The sequence below is a fragment of the Rhodopila globiformis genome, from assembly GCF_002937115.1.
Classification (GTDB): Bacteria; Pseudomonadota; Alphaproteobacteria; order Acetobacterales; family Acetobacteraceae; genus Rhodopila; species Rhodopila globiformis.
In genome coordinates this window covers 60,045-75,372 of sequence record NZ_NHRY01000254.1, presented here as the reverse complement: position 1 = coordinate 75,372, position 15,328 = coordinate 60,045, and the positions used below count along the sequence as shown (strand labels likewise).

The 15,328-nt window shown below is 65.7% G+C and carries 14 protein-coding genes; 7 read left to right on the top strand and 7 right to left on the bottom strand.

Annotated features, from left to right (window positions below; translation table 11 throughout):
- Positions 1-39: 39 nt before the first annotated feature.
- Positions 40-456: a hypothetical protein gene (locus CCS01_RS26920; RefSeq protein WP_104521850.1), complete on the bottom strand. Its 417-nt coding sequence runs from the start codon at positions 454-456 to the stop codon at positions 40-42.
- A gap of 165 nt (positions 457-621) precedes the next feature.
- Between CCS01_RS26920 and CCS01_RS26915 the strand changes: the two genes are divergently transcribed.
- A complete protein-coding gene (locus tag CCS01_RS26915) occupies positions 622-1,506 on the top strand; it encodes a S1 family peptidase (protein ID WP_104521849.1) in 885 nt (294 codons plus the stop codon).
- Between the two features lie 17 nt (positions 1,507-1,523).
- Here CCS01_RS26915 and CCS01_RS26910 read toward each other — a convergent pair whose 3' ends face one another.
- Together CCS01_RS26910 and CCS01_RS26905 are read right to left on the bottom strand one after the other, a co-directional pair.
- Positions 1,524-3,029, bottom strand: coding sequence for a methyl-accepting chemotaxis protein (locus CCS01_RS26910; protein ID WP_158258628.1), 1,506 nt, complete (start codon positions 3,027-3,029; stop codon positions 1,524-1,526).
- Positions 3,030-3,217: 188 nt separating this feature from the next.
- Positions 3,218-3,733 carry a response regulator gene (locus CCS01_RS26905; protein ID WP_104521847.1) on the bottom strand — a complete coding sequence of 172 codons (516 nt, stop codon included), beginning with the start codon at positions 3,731-3,733 and terminating at the stop codon, positions 3,218-3,220.
- Here CCS01_RS26905 and CCS01_RS26900 point away from each other — a divergent pair.
- From CCS01_RS26900 to CCS01_RS26890, 3 genes are all read left to right on the top strand, one after another.
- Entirely contained in the window at positions 3,696-5,930 is a 2,235-nt protein-coding gene (locus CCS01_RS26900; RefSeq protein WP_104521846.1) for an ATP-binding protein, read from the top strand. The genes CCS01_RS26905 and CCS01_RS26900 overlap by 38 nt on opposite strands.
- Entirely contained in the window at positions 5,905-6,672 is a 768-nt protein-coding gene (locus tag CCS01_RS26895) for a response regulator transcription factor (protein ID WP_158258627.1), read from the top strand. Before CCS01_RS26900 ends, CCS01_RS26895 begins: the two co-directional genes overlap by 26 nt.
- A 143-nt stretch (positions 6,673-6,815) precedes the next feature.
- Positions 6,816-7,640 (top strand): response regulator transcription factor, encoded by an 825-nt coding sequence (locus CCS01_RS26890; protein ID WP_158258626.1) that lies wholly within the window; start codon positions 6,816-6,818, stop codon positions 7,638-7,640.
- A 90-nt stretch (positions 7,641-7,730) separates the two neighbouring features.
- Here the strand turns inward: CCS01_RS26890 and CCS01_RS26885 are convergent, their stop codons facing one another.
- The 4 genes from CCS01_RS26885 to CCS01_RS26870 form a co-directional block, all read right to left on the bottom strand.
- Complete coding sequence (locus tag CCS01_RS26885) at positions 7,731-8,420, bottom strand: flagellar hook assembly protein FlgD (RefSeq protein WP_104521843.1); 690 nt, start codon at positions 8,418-8,420, stop codon at positions 7,731-7,733.
- A gap of 20 nt (positions 8,421-8,440) precedes the next feature.
- Entirely contained in the window at positions 8,441-9,277 is an 837-nt protein-coding gene (locus CCS01_RS33990; protein ID WP_158258625.1) for a flagellar hook-length control protein FliK, read from the bottom strand.
- Between the two features lie 1,621 nt (positions 9,278-10,898).
- Positions 10,899-11,627, bottom strand: coding sequence for a protein phosphatase CheZ (locus CCS01_RS26875; protein WP_104521841.1), 729 nt, complete (start codon positions 11,625-11,627; stop codon positions 10,899-10,901).
- Positions 11,628-11,633: 6 nt separating this feature from the next.
- The gene (locus CCS01_RS26870) at positions 11,634-11,996 is read right to left on the bottom strand and encodes a response regulator (RefSeq protein ID WP_170114672.1); all 363 of its coding nucleotides are present in this window, start codon (positions 11,994-11,996) and stop codon (positions 11,634-11,636) included.
- 175 nt (positions 11,997-12,171) lie between these two features.
- On the opposite strand from CCS01_RS26870, the gene CCS01_RS26865 reads away from it, so the two are divergent.
- Genes CCS01_RS26865 through CCS01_RS26855 form a run of 3 tightly spaced genes read left to right on the top strand, consistent with a single transcriptional unit; the run spans position 12,172 to position 15,328 of the window.
- Positions 12,172-14,490: a chemotaxis protein CheA gene (locus tag CCS01_RS26865; RefSeq protein WP_158258624.1), complete on the top strand. Its 2,319-nt coding sequence runs from the start codon at positions 12,172-12,174 to the stop codon at positions 14,488-14,490.
- Positions 14,491-14,540: 50 nt separating this feature from the next.
- Positions 14,541-14,966, top strand: a complete 426-nt coding sequence (locus tag CCS01_RS26860) for a chemotaxis protein CheW (protein WP_158258623.1) — start codon at positions 14,541-14,543, stop codon at positions 14,964-14,966.
- Entirely contained in the window at positions 14,963-15,328 is a 366-nt protein-coding gene (locus tag CCS01_RS26855; protein ID WP_104521838.1) for a response regulator, read from the top strand. The genes CCS01_RS26860 and CCS01_RS26855 overlap by 4 nt, the downstream gene beginning before the upstream one ends.

Here is a 15,328-nt window from a genome sequence, read left to right as displayed (position 1 = left end):
TTCTTCTCTGACCGCAGCCCTGTCCTGATAGCACGGACGCTAAGCCGCCTTGGCATTTCGCCGGATAATCTGCAATTCGTCCGCGGCGGCATCCGCGCGCTTCTGCGTCGCCGCGGCCGCGGTCTCCAGCGCCGCGTCCAACGCGAGTTCGAGGCGCTTCAGGTCGATGAACGCCTCATGCAACGCCCCCTGCGCGGCGTGTTCCGAACGTGCTAGGTCACTCCGGCGCTGTTGCAAGGCGTTGCCGCGCCGGGCCGCGCTCGCGGACCAGTTGGCGAACGCGGCGAGCGCGTCGATGTCGTTGGCCGCGGCAAGGGATTCCGCCGCGATGCCTTCCTCATGCGCCTGGATGGCCGCGACGGCTTCGGCATGGGCCTGGCTGGCCCGGGCAAGGGTCACCTGCCGCTCCTCGACGGTACGACGAGACAGACGGATCAGCAGATCGAGACCAGACATGACATTCCTTGGGGGGGAAGGCTGCACGGCGCCGGGAAAGACGCGCCGGATCGCGCCGGACCGGTTCCTATCAAAATCCGTTACGCCTTTCACCTTATATTTTCGCAAAGCATGGCATCGGCGTGCTAAACGATCCGCCATCCCGGATCCTCCCAAGGATGAGCCATGAGCCGTCGCAGCCTGTTCAAATGGACGATCAGCGCCGTGGCGCTGGCGGCCGGTTCGTTCATGGCGAGCGCGACCCTCGGCTCCCACTTCCGGACGACGCCCGTCGCGGGCGTGGCCTGGCCGGGATTGATGCCGCCCGCCGAGCCGCGGATGCGTCTACCGTCTCCTTTCGCAGATATGGCCGGAACCGCGTTCAGCGTTGCCCCTGGCGTGCTCGTCACCAACGCCCACGTCACACTGCCATGCAGCCTGGCGCACCGGCCGATCCAGGTGGCGGGGTACCAGGCGGCATGGCAGGTGGTGCGGCAGGACCAGGACCTCGATCTCGCGCTGTTGCGCGGACCAGACGATCCGGCGGTCGCGCCGCTCGCGGTATCCGCCGCGTCGCAGATCGTCCGCGGCACCCGGGCGCTGGTGCTGGGGTTCCCCGCCGACGCCGCGTCCGATGCGGCGTATGGGGTGGTGGGCCGTGTGCAACGCGCGGCCATCGTCATCCATCGCCCCGGCAGCGGCCAGGCCGAGAGCTTCCGCATCATGGACCGGATGGGCCAGCCGGTTGACCCGACGTGGCAGGATGGCGCCGCCTTCTTCGGCCGGGCGGGTGCCGGGCGGATGCGCTGGGCGCTGGAAATCGCCGCCACCATCGGCCATGGCGCCAGTGGCGGGCCGATCGTCGACGGCCTGGGCAACGTCGTCGGCGTCATCGTCGCGGACGGCACCAGCGCGGGATCGGTTTCCGCCATACCCGTGGCCGATCTGGTCGACTTCCTGGGCGCGGCGGGGATCATCCCGCGCTTCGCCTCGCCGCCCCAGGCCGACGAGATCGACTGGCGCCGCGCCTATCGCCGCGCGGCGCCCTCAGTCGTGCGGCTCGGCTGCTGACAGCCGAGCCGGCGCGGTCACGCGCTGCGCACCTTGACCAGGAAGGAATCGACGTCGTGCTGCAGCGAGTCGGCCTGCCTGGCGAGCGAATCGGCGGATCCGAGCAGTTGCGTGGCCGCGGCGCCGGTGTCATTGGCGGCCTGGCTCACGCCCTCGATGTTGCGGGCGATCTCGTTGGTACCTTCGGCGGCCTGGCGCACGCTGCTGGCGATCTCCTGAGTCGCCGCGCCCTGTTCCTCCACCGCCGAGGCGGTCGCCATGGCGATCTCGTTCATTTCGCCGATGGTGCCGCTGATCTCACGAATCGCCTCGGTCGCCTGTCCGGTGACCGCCTGGATGTCGTCGATCTGGTTGCGGATTTCACTCGTTGCCTTGGCGGTCTGGCTGGCCAGCGACTTCACCTCGCTGGCGACGACGGCGAACCCCTTGCCGGCATCGCCCGCCCGCGCCGCCTCGATCGTTGCGTTCAGCGCCAGCAGGTTGGTTTGGTTGGCAATCGTCTGGATCAGGCGCACCACGTCGCCGATGCCCTGCGCGGTCTTCGTCATGCCTTCGACGATCGTGTTCGTCCGCTCCGCCCGCTGCACCGCCTGCCGGGCGATTTTCGACGACTGCGCCATCTGGCGGGCAATTTCGTGGACCGAGGCCGAAAGCTCCTCGGTCGAGCTGGCGACGACCTGCACGTTGACGGACGCCTGCTCGACCGCGGCGGCAACCGCGGTGGCGCGACTGGTCGCCTTCTGCGCCGTGCCCGTCAGCGACCCGGCGGCCGCCTGCATCTCGGCGGCCCGGGAGGAAACCGTCTGGGCGACGGATTTCTTCGTGTCGTCTCCCTGGCCCCCGTTGCTGCCCAGCGATGCAACGAGGTCATTGAGCATGTCCTCGGTGTCCTTTTCCCTGGCGGGGTCGTTCCTGCCAAGGAATCTATTGGCCTCGACCTGGGCAGTCATGAACTGCTGCAGCGCCTGGTAGGCAAAACGCAGCCGATCCTGGTCGGAGGCTGCGGTGGCGGCGCCGATCAAGGTCTGGAAGCCCTCGACGCCGGCTGCGCCCAACGGGTCCAGCTGGCCGATCTCGAGTTCGATCAGCTGCCGCTTCTGCGCGACGACCTTGTCGAATTCGGATTCATAGGCCTGGAGATGCCTGGCGATCGTCTCGACACGGCGTTGCGCCGCGCTGCCCGTGACATGATCGGCCGCCCGGTGCACGAGTTGGTCGAGCGCCGGGCGAATGGTTCCGGCTTTCTTGACGTTGTCTTCGACCCCGGTGAGGGCATACTCCCTGACCGCCCGCCGCAGCTCGGCGAAGGTCCGGCTGAGGTCTCGTACCGTGTCGGCGGCCACGACCTGGTTTGTGTAGTGTTTGAAGCCGTTCTCGGTGCTGCGGAACGTGAACCAGACCATCCCGAACGCAAGACCCGAGATGACCATGGTGCAGGTGAAACCAAGGCCGATCTTGGTGGCGATCCTGCGATCCGCGCCCGCGGATCTCAGCTTGCCCAGTATCGACGGCGTGTGTCTCATAATGCGTTTTCTCGATGATATTTCAGATTTCAGCCGTCTGGCCACGGGCGCCTGGTCGCCGCCGCGTGGATATTGCGTTGTGTTGCCGGTTCCGGCGGCCGGTGCTGCCCCCAGCATGGAACGAACTACAATAAGGCGTTATGGAACGATTCAGCAAGGAGTATCGTACTGTATCGTAAACTAACGGATCATGTCCGGCCGTTGCGGCGCAGGCTGACAGACTCGATCGACTTGCCGACCATGGCCGCCAGGTCCTCCACCAGGAACGGCTTGCCGATGCAGCCGGCGATCCCGGTGACGTCGACGTCGGTGGAACATCCGGTCATCAGGATGACGTCCACGGCCCTGGAATCATCCCGGCCTGCCAGCACATGACGGGCCAGGTCGGTGCCGTTTGCCTGCGGCATCCGGACGTCGCTGACCACGACGCCGATATCGGCGTGCGCCTGCAGGATCGAGATCGCTTCCCGCGCGGATCCGGCGGTTATCGTCGGAAGGCACATGAAATCCAGCGCGGCGGCGATCTCCTCGGCCAGAAATGTCTCATCGTCGACAATAAGAACCCGGAGCCCCATGGCCACAGCAACTTTCGGTTGACTTCGGTATGAATTTTTGGCTGTGAGGTAAGCATTCTGCTGCGAGCGGAAGCAAGTAGTTTCGGGCGGCATGTTACTTTTTCCCTCCCTCCAGATCGTGCCCGCCATCCGCGGCGCCCTGAGATCATGGCTGGCGCACCTTGCGTTCGGCGCGATGGCGCTGGCCGTGGTCGCGACGGCAAGCTGGCGCCTGGGCGAGTCGTATATCGATCAGTTCCGCGCCCAACGCGAAAATGCCGCGCTGACCCGCGCCGCCGTGGCCGCCGAGGCCCTGGAGCAGACCCTGCTTCGCTCGATCGAGGCGGTCGAGGGAATCCAGGCGCTGACGCAGACCCGGGAAAACCTGCTGCGCAGCGGCGACGAAGCGGGCGCCGCGGCGATCGCCGAGCATCTGCGCGGGCTGGTCCATGCCGAGCAGTTCGGGGTGCTGCAGGTATCCACCATCAACGCGGCAGGCTGGCTGTCCTGGACCACGCCGTCCGGCAAGGACCCGATGTACCTGGGCGACCGCGAGCATTTCCTGGTTCACCGCAACGGCGAAACCGGACTCTTCATCAGCACGCCGTCGATCGGCCGGGCATCCGGGCGCTGGAGCGTGCAACTGACCCGTCCCTTGCTGAACGACCACGGTGGGTTCGACGGCGTCTCGGTCGTTTCGTTCGATCCGATCAAGCTGTCCAATACGCTGGCAAACCTGCGCTTCGGCGAGAACAGCGTTTCCGTGGTATTGCGCTTCCCGGATGGCCGCCTTGTCGCGCGCAGCTTCGACGCCGAGCGGCAACTGGCGCGCCCGGGCCAGCCCGACCATCCGGTGATCGTGGCCGCGCGGACCAGGCCGATCGGCACGCTGCGCATGGTCAGCACGGTCACCGGGCGGCCGATGCTGGCGGCGTATCGGATCGTCGGCGCGACGCCGCTGCTGGTCGTCGTTGCACTCGACGCCAGAAGCGAACTGGCCGACGTCGCGTCGCTGGCCCGGTCGGTTCACGTCGCGATGCTGAGCGCCCCGTTGTTGACCGTCGCCTTGTGGGCGGTGATGGTGCTGCGAGCGGTGCGGCGGCGGTCGCGCGCGGAACTGCGGATCAGCCGCAGCCGGGGCGAGGCCGCGGAAATCGCCCGCGCCCAGATCACGCGGCTTCTCGCCGGCCTGCCGGCCGCGGTGTATTCCGCCTGCGTGGCCTGGAACGGACGCATCGTGCGCTTCAGTATTTCCGAAAATGTCGAGCGGCTGACCGGTTGGCCGAACTCCCGTCTTGTCAACCGATCGGATTGGACGGAACGGGTGGAGGACGTTGACGCCGAAGCCTGGAAAGCGCATTACCAGGCGGTGCTGAATTCCGGAGAAGCAACGATCGAATACGGCTTCCGCCGGCCCGATGGCACGACCATGTGGCTGCGCGACCAGGCCCGGGTGCTGGACGGCAGGTGCATGTCCGACATGGAGATAGTTGGTTATATTTCAGACATTACCGAAGAGCGCAGCCTGCGCGCCCAGACCATCGCCACCGCCAAGCTGGCCACGCTGGGCGAGATGGCCGCAGGACTGGGGCACGAACTGAACCAGCCGATTGCCATCATGTCGCTGGCCGCCGAGAACGCCTCACGCGCGCTGGGAACCAAAGGCGCGGGCGGAATCGCGTTTGCCGTCCAGCGCATGAAGCGCATCGCGGAACAGGCCAGCCGGGCGCGCACGATCGTCGATCACCTTCGCATCTTCGGCCGCAAGGACGAAGACCAGCTCGGCCTGGTGGATGTCGCAGCGGTCGTGGATGGCGCGATGACTTTGGTTGCCAACGCGCTGCATAACGCCGGCGTCACGGTCCGCATCGATCTGCCGGACGACCTGCCGCAGGTCCTGGCGCGCAAGGTGCTGGCCGAGCAGGTGCTGCTCAACCTGATGCTGAACGCGCGCGACGCGATGGCCACCAATCCGTCCGAAGTGCCGTGCCGGATCACCATCACCGCCGCCGGGAACCCGGCCGCGGGAACCGTTGTGCTGGATGTCCGGGATGCCGGCCTGGGAATTCCGGAAACGGTGTTGGGGCGCATGTTCGATCCGTTCTTTACGACAAAAGATGTCGGCAAAGGAACCGGTCTCGGCCTGTCAATTTGTCATGGCATCATGCGTTCGTTTGGCGGTACAATTGCAGCGTTGAATGCGGACGGCGGTGGAGCCATTCTGCGCCTGACCTTCCGGCGCGCTTCGAACGCAGCTGCCGGAGACAGTATCGTTGCACCCCGAACACTCGCCGAGGGCGCGCCTGATGAACGGAATGAACATGGCCGATACCATCCTGCTGATTGACGACGATCCGGCCTTCGGCGAAGAACTGGCGGCTTTCCTCGAGGACCACGGCTTCACCTGCGAATGCGTTGTCAGGCCCGACAAGGTCCTGGCCATGATGGCCGAACTGCAGCCAATCCTGCTGCTGATCGACCAGCGCCTGGGGGCGATAAGCGGAACCGACGTGCTGCGGGCCGTCCGCGGCGTCTCGGACGTTCCGTGCGTGATCCTGACCGGCATAAACGACCCGGTCGATCGAATCCTGGGGCTCGAACTTGGAGCGGACGACTATATCCACAAGACTGCCATGCCCCGGGAAATCCTCGCGCGGATCAGGGCCGTCCTGCGGCGGACGCGCACGTTCGCCACAGCCGCCGCGCCCGCCGCCCGCGAACAGGCCGCCTGGGATCTGCGGGTGGCGGAGCACGAGCTTTATCGGCCCGACGGCTCGCCGTGCCGCCTGACCTTCGCCGAGTTCACCCTGCTGCGCGCCCTGGTCGAAGCCCGCGGCGAGCCGCTCAGCCGCGACATCCTGACCGAGGCCGTGTTCGATCGGCCGTACCGCCCGGGCGACCGCGCGATCGACAGCCTGATCGTGCGGCTGCGCCGGCGCCTGGAACCGGACCCCGAGCAACCCATCGTCATCAAGTCGGCGCGGCAACAAGGCTATCTGTTCACCGGCTTCGCGCCGGCACCATCGCCCGAGCCCACGATCCTGCCACCGCCGGTGCCCCACAAAACCGAACACATCTCCACAACATAGAGACGCAGACACACGATATTGCCGGCGTCTCCGTTCCCGGCGCGAGCGCCGGCCTGGGCCAGGGCCGGCAGAACCGTTGTCATAGGTAGCCAAGACCGATGTTCATTCCCGATCCCGCCAGGCTTGTCGTTACCGGTGCAACCATGGCTTCCCTGACGGACGGGTGTTCGCGGCTGGCGCAGGGACGGGACGGATCGCGCACCGTTCTGCTGCTGAACAACGAACTGGCAGGCCAGGCCCGGGTCGCCCACGCGCTGGGCAGGGCGGGCCACCTGGTCGTCCGCGCCGGCAGCGTCGCCGCGGCTCTGGCGGTGCTGCATGCCCACGTTGTCGATGCCATCGTCGTGGACCTGCGGCCCGACCTGCTGGGACAGGAGGCAACCTGTGCCTTGCGCGCGTCCGGGGTGGACCAGCCGATTCTGGCGATAGCGGCCCGCACGACACCGGATGCCCGTCAGCGGACGCTGGCGCTTGGCGCCGATGGGATGGTTGCGCTTCCGCTCGATCAGGCGGAGATCGTTGCCAGCCTGGAGGCCGTCATGCAGAGCGGCCCGAGGACCGCGCCTGCCGCATTGCGCATCGGCCCGCTGACACTCGATCCGGCGAACCGCCGGGTTCGCGCGGGAGATGCCTGCATCCAGGTAACGGACGCGGAATTCTCCGTGCTTGAGCTGCTTGCCGTCCGCAACGGCGCGCCGGTCCGCATCGAAACGATCCAGCAGCGGCTGCACGAGGTCATCAGCGATCCCAGCCGGAAGACGGTCACCCGCATCGTCGGCGGCCTGCGCCGGAAACTGGTGCCGTTCGCAGCCGACAAGCTGGTGGTGACGGTTCGCGGACTGGGCTTTGCGCTTCGCGTGCCCTCGGGCACGGAGCACGGATTTGCCGGCCTGTCGTGGCTGCGTGACGACGTGCCTGGCCCTTCGGCAGGCGGTCACTATCAGGCCCCGCCCCTTCTCGCCGTCTGAGCGTTCCCCGCCCGCCGCGCGAGATCGTTGCCAGCAGAACGAGAAGCAGTCCCGCCGCGATTGCAACGAACGGCGCGGCGGCCTTTTCCCCTATTGCATCGAGGTCAGCGTCGTTGCGGCAACGGTCAGGCCATTCCGCAGTTGCAGGCCCCATGTCCCGCCGGTTTCCTGCACCGCGCCGGTAACCTGGCTGCTCATCGACAGCGATCCGGCCGACTGGGACTTGCCGGTCGCGCCGGTGCCGACCAACGACAGGGTGTAGTCCCCGGCGGGGAGCGCGTTGCCCTGGCTGTCCACGGAATTGAACGTGAACGAGCCGGATGCGCCACTGACCGGAATCGTATTGACGACGGTGCCGGACGAGTTGGTGACCTGAATCTGCACGTTCGACAGCGATCCGGACGAGGCGGTGAAGTTGATCGATGCCGAAGGACTGCCCGACGCCGGCACGCTTACCGTCGTTGCGTTCGATGTCACCGTTTGACCGATCATTCCCGCATATTGCCCAAGCGCCATGCCGGACAGGGACTGGGACATCGCGTTGAGCGTCGTGTTGCTCTGCGTCAATTGCTGCACGGTGGAGAACTGCGCGAGCTGCGCGACGAATTGCGTCGGATCGGTCGGATTGGTCGGATCCTGGTTTTTCAGCTGCGCCGTCAGAAGCGTGAGGAATTCGTTCATTTGCGAATCGTTGGCGTTCGTCCCCACCTGGGTTGTCGCCGCGGTTCCGGTCAGCGCGTTTAACGAGGAAGCCGAGGTTGCCGAAGTCGTCGTTGACATAATGAATCTCCTCCTTTGCTTCAGGCAAGGATATCGACACGGCCGTCGCGTCTGATCGGCGACGCCGGCCGGGATGAAGAAACTGGTTGCGCCGCCGCCACATAACCGGACCGGACGGATGCGGTGCGTTCACCCGGCATCGGCCGGCCGGATGGCGAGCCGAAGCGCAGATTGAGCCCACCACTTCCCAGGTTGATGCCCGCCTGGCTCAACTGCTGCTCCAGGCCGGAACGGTCTCGGGTGAAGGAGTCGAACGTTTCCCGCCGATCGACCGTCATCTGCACGCCGACGCCGTCGGCATGGAACTGCAGATTCACCTCGATTCGTCCGAGTTCCGCGGGATGCAACTCCACGCTCAGCGCGTTTTGCCCGTCGTGCACGGCGCGAACCAGCCGGGCCGCGAGCAGTGCCTGGGTTTGTTCCGGAGTCACGGACCCGCCCGGTATGGGTCCGGGCACATTCGGCGTCGCCGGCGCGGACATTGGAGCGTTGGCCTGAGGGCCCGGGACACTTGCGGAAATCGACACCAGGCCCTGCGCGCCCGGATCGGCCGCATCGCCGGCGCGGGAGGTCGGTGCGCGGCCGGTTCCGTCAGCTTGCACGGGCCCGGTCGTTGCCTGGCCAGACGGCGCAACGGCAGCAGCCGATGGGTCGGTTGGCTGGGAAATCTGTTGCGGATTGAAACTTGCCGGCGATGCGGTGCTGCCGGCGGAACCGTTGGCATCGGATCCCGTGGCATCGCTGCCCTGGGACTGCTGCGCAACCCCATGCGTGCCGGCCTTAACGGCAGGCGCTGGCCTGGACGGGCCGACCTGTGTCGGAATCGCATTAGCCGCCGACGCAACTGTCGTGGCCACGGCGGCGCTGCCGGTCGCCGGGGACACTTGGCCAGCGGCCGCATGAAACGATGACGCTGCCGACGGTGCCGAGGGGCCTTGCGCACCGGCTTGCGGGGACGCAGGACTGGTTGCCGCAGGAACCATTTGCCCCGGCATGGGCGCGGACTGCGCCGACGGTGCCGAGGGGCCTTGCGCACCGGCCTGCGGGGACGCAGGACTGGTTGCCGCAGGAACCACTTGCCCTGGCATGGGCGCGGACTGCGCCGGCGGTGCCGAGGCGCTTTGCGCACCGGCCTGCGGGGACGCAGGACTGGTTGCCGCAGGAACCACTTGCCCTGGCATGGGCGCGGACTGCGCCGGCGGTGCCGAGGCGCTTTGCGCACCGGCCTGCGGGGACGCAGGACTGGTTGCCGCAGGAACCACTTGCCCTGGCATGGGCGCGGACTGCGCCGGCGGTGCCGAGGCGCTTTGCGCACCGGCCTGCGGGGACGCAGGACTGGTTGCCGCAGGAACCACTTGCCCTGGCATGGGCGCGGACTGCGCCGGCGGTGCCGAGGCGCTTTGCGCACCGGCCTGCGGGGACGCAGGACTGGTTGCCGCAGGAACCACTTGCCCCGGCACAGCCGCGGACTGCGCCGGCGGTGCCGAGGCGCTTTGCGCACCGGCCTGCGGGTGCGCAGGGCTGGTTGATGAGGAAACCACTTGCCCGGAGGCAGCCGCGGACAGTGCCGAGGCGCCTTGTTTACCGGCCCGCGGGTGCGCAGGGCTGGTTGATGAGGAAACCACTTGCTCCGGCACACCCGCGGACCGCGCCGATGGTGCCGAGGCGCCTTGCGCACTGGCTTGCGGGTTCGCAGGGCTGGTTGACGCGGAAACCACTTGCCCCGACACAGCCGCGGACTGCGCCGGCGGTGCCGAGGCGCCTTGCGCACCGGCCTGCGGGTTCGCAGGGCCGGTTGACGCGGAAACCACCTGCCCCGGCACAGCCGCGGACTGCGCCGGCGCGGCCTTGCCGACAGGCCCCGCAGGCGACAAACGATTCGTTGCGGCCGGAACAGATGTCTGATCCGATGGCGGCTGCTGACCTTGAATCGCAACGTCAGCCCGCGGAACGCCCAGCCCTGCCATTGGGATTTGGCTCAGGGGCGGCATGGAGCCACCGGACCCGGCGACCGGCGCGGCCGTGCCCGCGCCACCGCTTGCGGCGGACTGGTCGTGGCCGGAGGCGGACGCATTCTTGTCCGGCGACGGCTTATGTCCGGTTCGGGCCGGAGGACGCTGTTCGGTCAACCGGCCGGCGGCGCCTCGTTCAGCCGGCGCCCCGTCAGCATTCCCGTCCGGATGAAGGCCTTCGGCCTGCGACTGTGCCTGCCGCGACGAAGCCCGGGAACCGGCCGGGCCGCCGTCCTGCGCGGCGTCGCCGGACCGGCCCCCAGGAATCATCGCATCGAAGCGGACGGCCGTCTTGTTCCGCCCGCCACCTGCAGAAGGCAGACGAGCGTTCTGCGTGACGACAGCAGGAGAAATGATAGCTGGGGTTGCCATGCCGATGCGCGCCTGCCCGCACGTTAGGGCCGCCGGCCCGAACGTCCGGACGCCGCCTTGTAATATTTCAGAAACGGCAATGCCTTCCTCCAGGCTAATGCGCCGGTTTTGCAACATCCGCGAAAAGTGCATCGATGTCGTCCTGGCCGGCCGTCGTGGAGGCCGCGGCACCGTTCAGCAGCATGTCGATGTCATCCTGTTGCAGACCCGAGTCGTTCGGGCCATTCAGCAGATGGGCGTCCTCGCGATGGTCCAACCGAGGCGCGCCGACGTCCTGGCCCGGGACAGCCTGCCACAGCAGCGTCAATGTCGTGACGCGCTTCTCGATATAAGCAAGAGCGTTGACGACCTTGCGGATGCGCTGGCCGGTAAGATCCTGGAACGAACAAGCCATGAAGATATCCACCGACGCAGACTCGATCTCGTCGAGATCGCGCAACGCCTGCGTTGGCAGATCGGCGAGGTTGCGCAATCGTTGCGCCGCCTCCTGTGCGCGCTCGGCCGAAACCATGATTTCGACAGCGGCCCGTTCCGTCGCGCCGACCACCGCGTCGAGCTCGTCCGATGCGCCAGTGAGATGGGAGTAGGCGATGCCTGACGGCTGCAGACCGGCAATCTCGGTGCGCGTTTCGGCGATCAGGTGTGCGATGCCATCCAGTTCCTCGTGCAGCACCGAAAGCTGCTTTTCAGCGGTGCTGATCGGTTCCATGGCGGAAAGGCGGCCGATCTCTCTCTGCAGCTGGTCGGTGATCTTCTCCAACCGACCTGCCAGATCGGCTGCCGACCTGCCTTGCCCGGGACGGGCATCTTCAACCGTCTGCATAGTCCGTTATCCCATCACAGCCGCGATCTTCGACTTCAGCGTGTCCGCCGTGAAGGGCTTGACAATGTAGTTGCTGACGCCGGCCTTCTTCGCTTCGATCACGTTTTCCGTCTTGCTTTCAGCGGTAACCATAATGAACGGCAGGCCGAGCGTTGCCGCGTTGCCGCGGACCTTCTTCAGCAGCTCGAGCCCGGTGATCGGCTCCATGTTCCAGTCGGAGATCACCAGATCGACGTTGGCAATCTGTAGTTTCGCAAGAGCCTCAGCGCCGGAGCCGGCTTCCTCGACGTCCGTGATCCCGATCTGGACCAACAGATTTCGCAAAATGCGCCGCATGGTAGGATAATCATCAACAACAAGGACTTTCACGATATTCTCCGCTGGAATGGGCTTTGTTGGGCGGTGTCTAGCACAAATGGTTTCGCTTGGGACAGCAAAATATTTTCGCAAACGTTCGGGTTCTCGTTCCCTTGCGTTTGGCTGGTGTGCTAATTCGGCCTCCAACACAGATTTTCGCAAAGCGGGACAGCGGCGGATCGAAGACATGGACGAACTCTTGAAGGACTTCCTGGTGGAAACCGCCGAGGCGCTGGCTGCCCTGGACAACGATCTCGTCCGGCTGGAAGCGGCTCCCAACGATAAGGGCCTCATCAGCAGTATTTTTCGTACCCTTCACACGATCAAGGGGACATCAGGCTTTCTCGGCCTGACCAAACTGGGGCGCGTTGCCCATGCCGGGGAAAACGTCCTGGGCAGGCTGCGCGATGGCACGATGACGGCAACCCCGGAGGTGATCAGCACGATCCTGCGGTGCGTCGACGCCATCAAGAGCATCATCGTTGCTATCGAAACCGGCGGGGGCGAAGGCCCGGAGGACTATGCGGCGCTTCTGGAAGAGTTGGATGCCCGGCACCGCATGCCGCCGCAAACCCCGGATACGGCGGCGCCGGCCAACGACCCACCGGCGCCGAAGGTTTCCGGCACCAGTCCGCCGCCGCCCCAGCCCGTATCGGCTGGCCCGGCCGCGCCGGAGGAGCCCGCGGCGGTCCAGGCAACCGCCGAACCGGAACGACCGGCGCGCGAGCCTGTCGCCGGCATCCAGACAATCCGTGTCGGCGTCAATCTGCTGGAGACGTTGATAACGTCCGTATCGGAACTTGTCCTGACGCGGAACCAGCTGCTGCAGATCCTGCGCAGCGAAAAGGACAGCGCGTTTGCCACGCCGCTGCAGCACCTGTCGCTGATCACCTCCGAGCTGCAGGAGAGCGTCATGAAGACGCGGATGCAGCCGATCGGCAATGTGTGGTCGACGCTGCCGCGCATGATACGCGACCTGTCCCGGGAACTCGGGAAGAAGATCCAGTTGGAAATGGAAGGTTCGGACACCGAGCTGGATCGCCAGGTGCTGGAGCTGATCAAGGACCCCCTGACCCACATCATCCGCAATGGCGCGGACCACGGCATCGAATCGCCCGCCGACCGCATCGCCGCCGGCAAGCCGGAGATGGGGACAATCCGGCTGAACGCCTTCCACGAAGGCGGCCACATCATCATCGAGATCACCGATGACGGGCGCGGGCTGGATGCCGACCGGATACGCCGCAAGGCGATCCAGGAAGGACTGACGTCGGAAGCCGAGCTGGCAATGATGTCGGACGCGCAGGTCTTCCATTTCATTCTGCGCCCGGGATTCTCCACCGCGGCGACCGTGACCGCCGTATCGGGCCGGGGCGTGGGCATGGACGTCGTGCGCGTCAATGTCGAAAAGATCGGCGGCACCATCGACGTAAGTTCGACACCGGGCCGCGGCGCGCGCTTCATGCTGAAGATCCCGCTAACGCTGGCGATCGTTTCGGCGCTGATCGTCGGCTGCAGTGGCACGCGATTCGCGCTGCCGCAGATTTCCGTGGTCGAACTGGTGAATACCTCGGATTCCGGCGTGTCGCGGATACAGCGCATCGGCGAAACGGCGGTGCTGCGCTTGCGCGATCGGCTGCTACCGTTGATCAACCTGCGCCACCTGCTGCGGTTCGACCAAACCGCCGGCGATACATCCGGCCAAGTGGTGATCGTGATACAGGCGGGCGCGCTGCGGTTCGGCCTGATTGTCGATCATGTCTATGATACCGAGGAAATCGTCGTCAAGCCGGTCGCCCCCGTGCTGAAAGGCATAAATGTCTACTCGGGCAACACGATCCTTGGCGACGGCTCGGTCTGCATGATCATCGATCCCAACGGCGTCGCGCATCATCTCGGCCAGGCCGATCTCGCGGTGAACACAGCGGATCCTTTGAAACGGAACAACGAGTTGCGGGACAGCGGTTCCGATCGGCGGCAGCTTCTGCTTGTTCGCGCGGGCGAGGGTATCCGCAAGGCGATCCCGCTTGATGAGATCGCCAGGCTGGAGGAGGTCGAGGTCCAGCAGATCTGCCACAGTGGCGGACAGATGCTGGTGCACTACCGCGACAGGCTGATGTCGCTGGTGCTTGCCAGCCCGGACCTGATGCTGCGCAGCAACGGCTCGCAACCAGTACTGGTGTTCAACGAGCAGCCGACAGACAGCCGTCGTGGCGCGCACCTGGATCGCCGCCAGCGGCGCATCGGCCTGGTCGTCGATCAGATCCTGGATATCACCGAGAGCAACGTAACTATCGAGATCGACTACGGGCGCCCGGACATCCTGGGCTCCGCCATCGTGGACGGACAGCCGACCGACATCATCAACGTATCCTATTACCTCGGGCAGAACGATGAAGGGGGACTGGATCAGGGCATGTATGGCGCAAGCCTGTTCGCCGGCGGTGCGCAGCACACGGCTGCATCGGGCAATGATTTCAATCTGGTTGAGTCCATCGCATCATGAATCAGACCCATGACCTGGCGGCGGTCGAGCCGACGCTGGAGCTCGTGACCATGTCGCTTGGCGAACATGCCTTCGGCGTGGCTGTCAAGCATGTCCATGATATTCTTGGACCGCAACAGGTTGCGGCCGTGCCGCTGACCTCTGAAGCGGTGCTGGGCTCGATCAACCTGCGAGGTCGTATCGTTACGGTTCTTGATCTTGCCGTCGTGCTCGGGCTGAAGCGGGTCACCGAGGCCGACCGGGCGCTGAATGTCGTCATCGCCGACGACAAGGAGCTTTATGCCCTGATGGTCGACAATGTCGGTGAAGTCATGACTCTTCCTTGCAGCACGCTGGAACCGTTGCCGCCTACCTTCCCTGCCGGATGGAGGGCGATCAGCAACGGAATCTTCAAGCTGCCGGACCATCTGCTCCTGACCCTGGAGCCTGACCGCATCCTGGCCGTCATCAAGGCTCAGTCGGGCAAGCAAGCATGAAAACCGCGGTCATTGCCGACGACAGTGCGATCATACGCCGCATCGCCCGCTCCATACTGGAGACATTCGGCTTTGCCTGCCGCGAGGCGCGCGACGGGCAGGAAGCGCTGGATATCTGCCGGCAGAGCATGCCCACGCTTCTGCTGCTGGACTGGGAAATGCCTGAAATGGACGGGATCGGCGTTGCAATGGCCTTGCGGGCCGATCCGGAGCCTGGGCCGAAGATTTTGTTCTGCAGCACTCACAATGACCTGCTCCATATTCAGCAGGCTTTGGAAGCCGGGTCAGACGAGTACGTTATGAAACCATTTGACAGCGCTATTCTGGAAGACAAGCTCCGCTCCATCGGACTTGTAAACTGA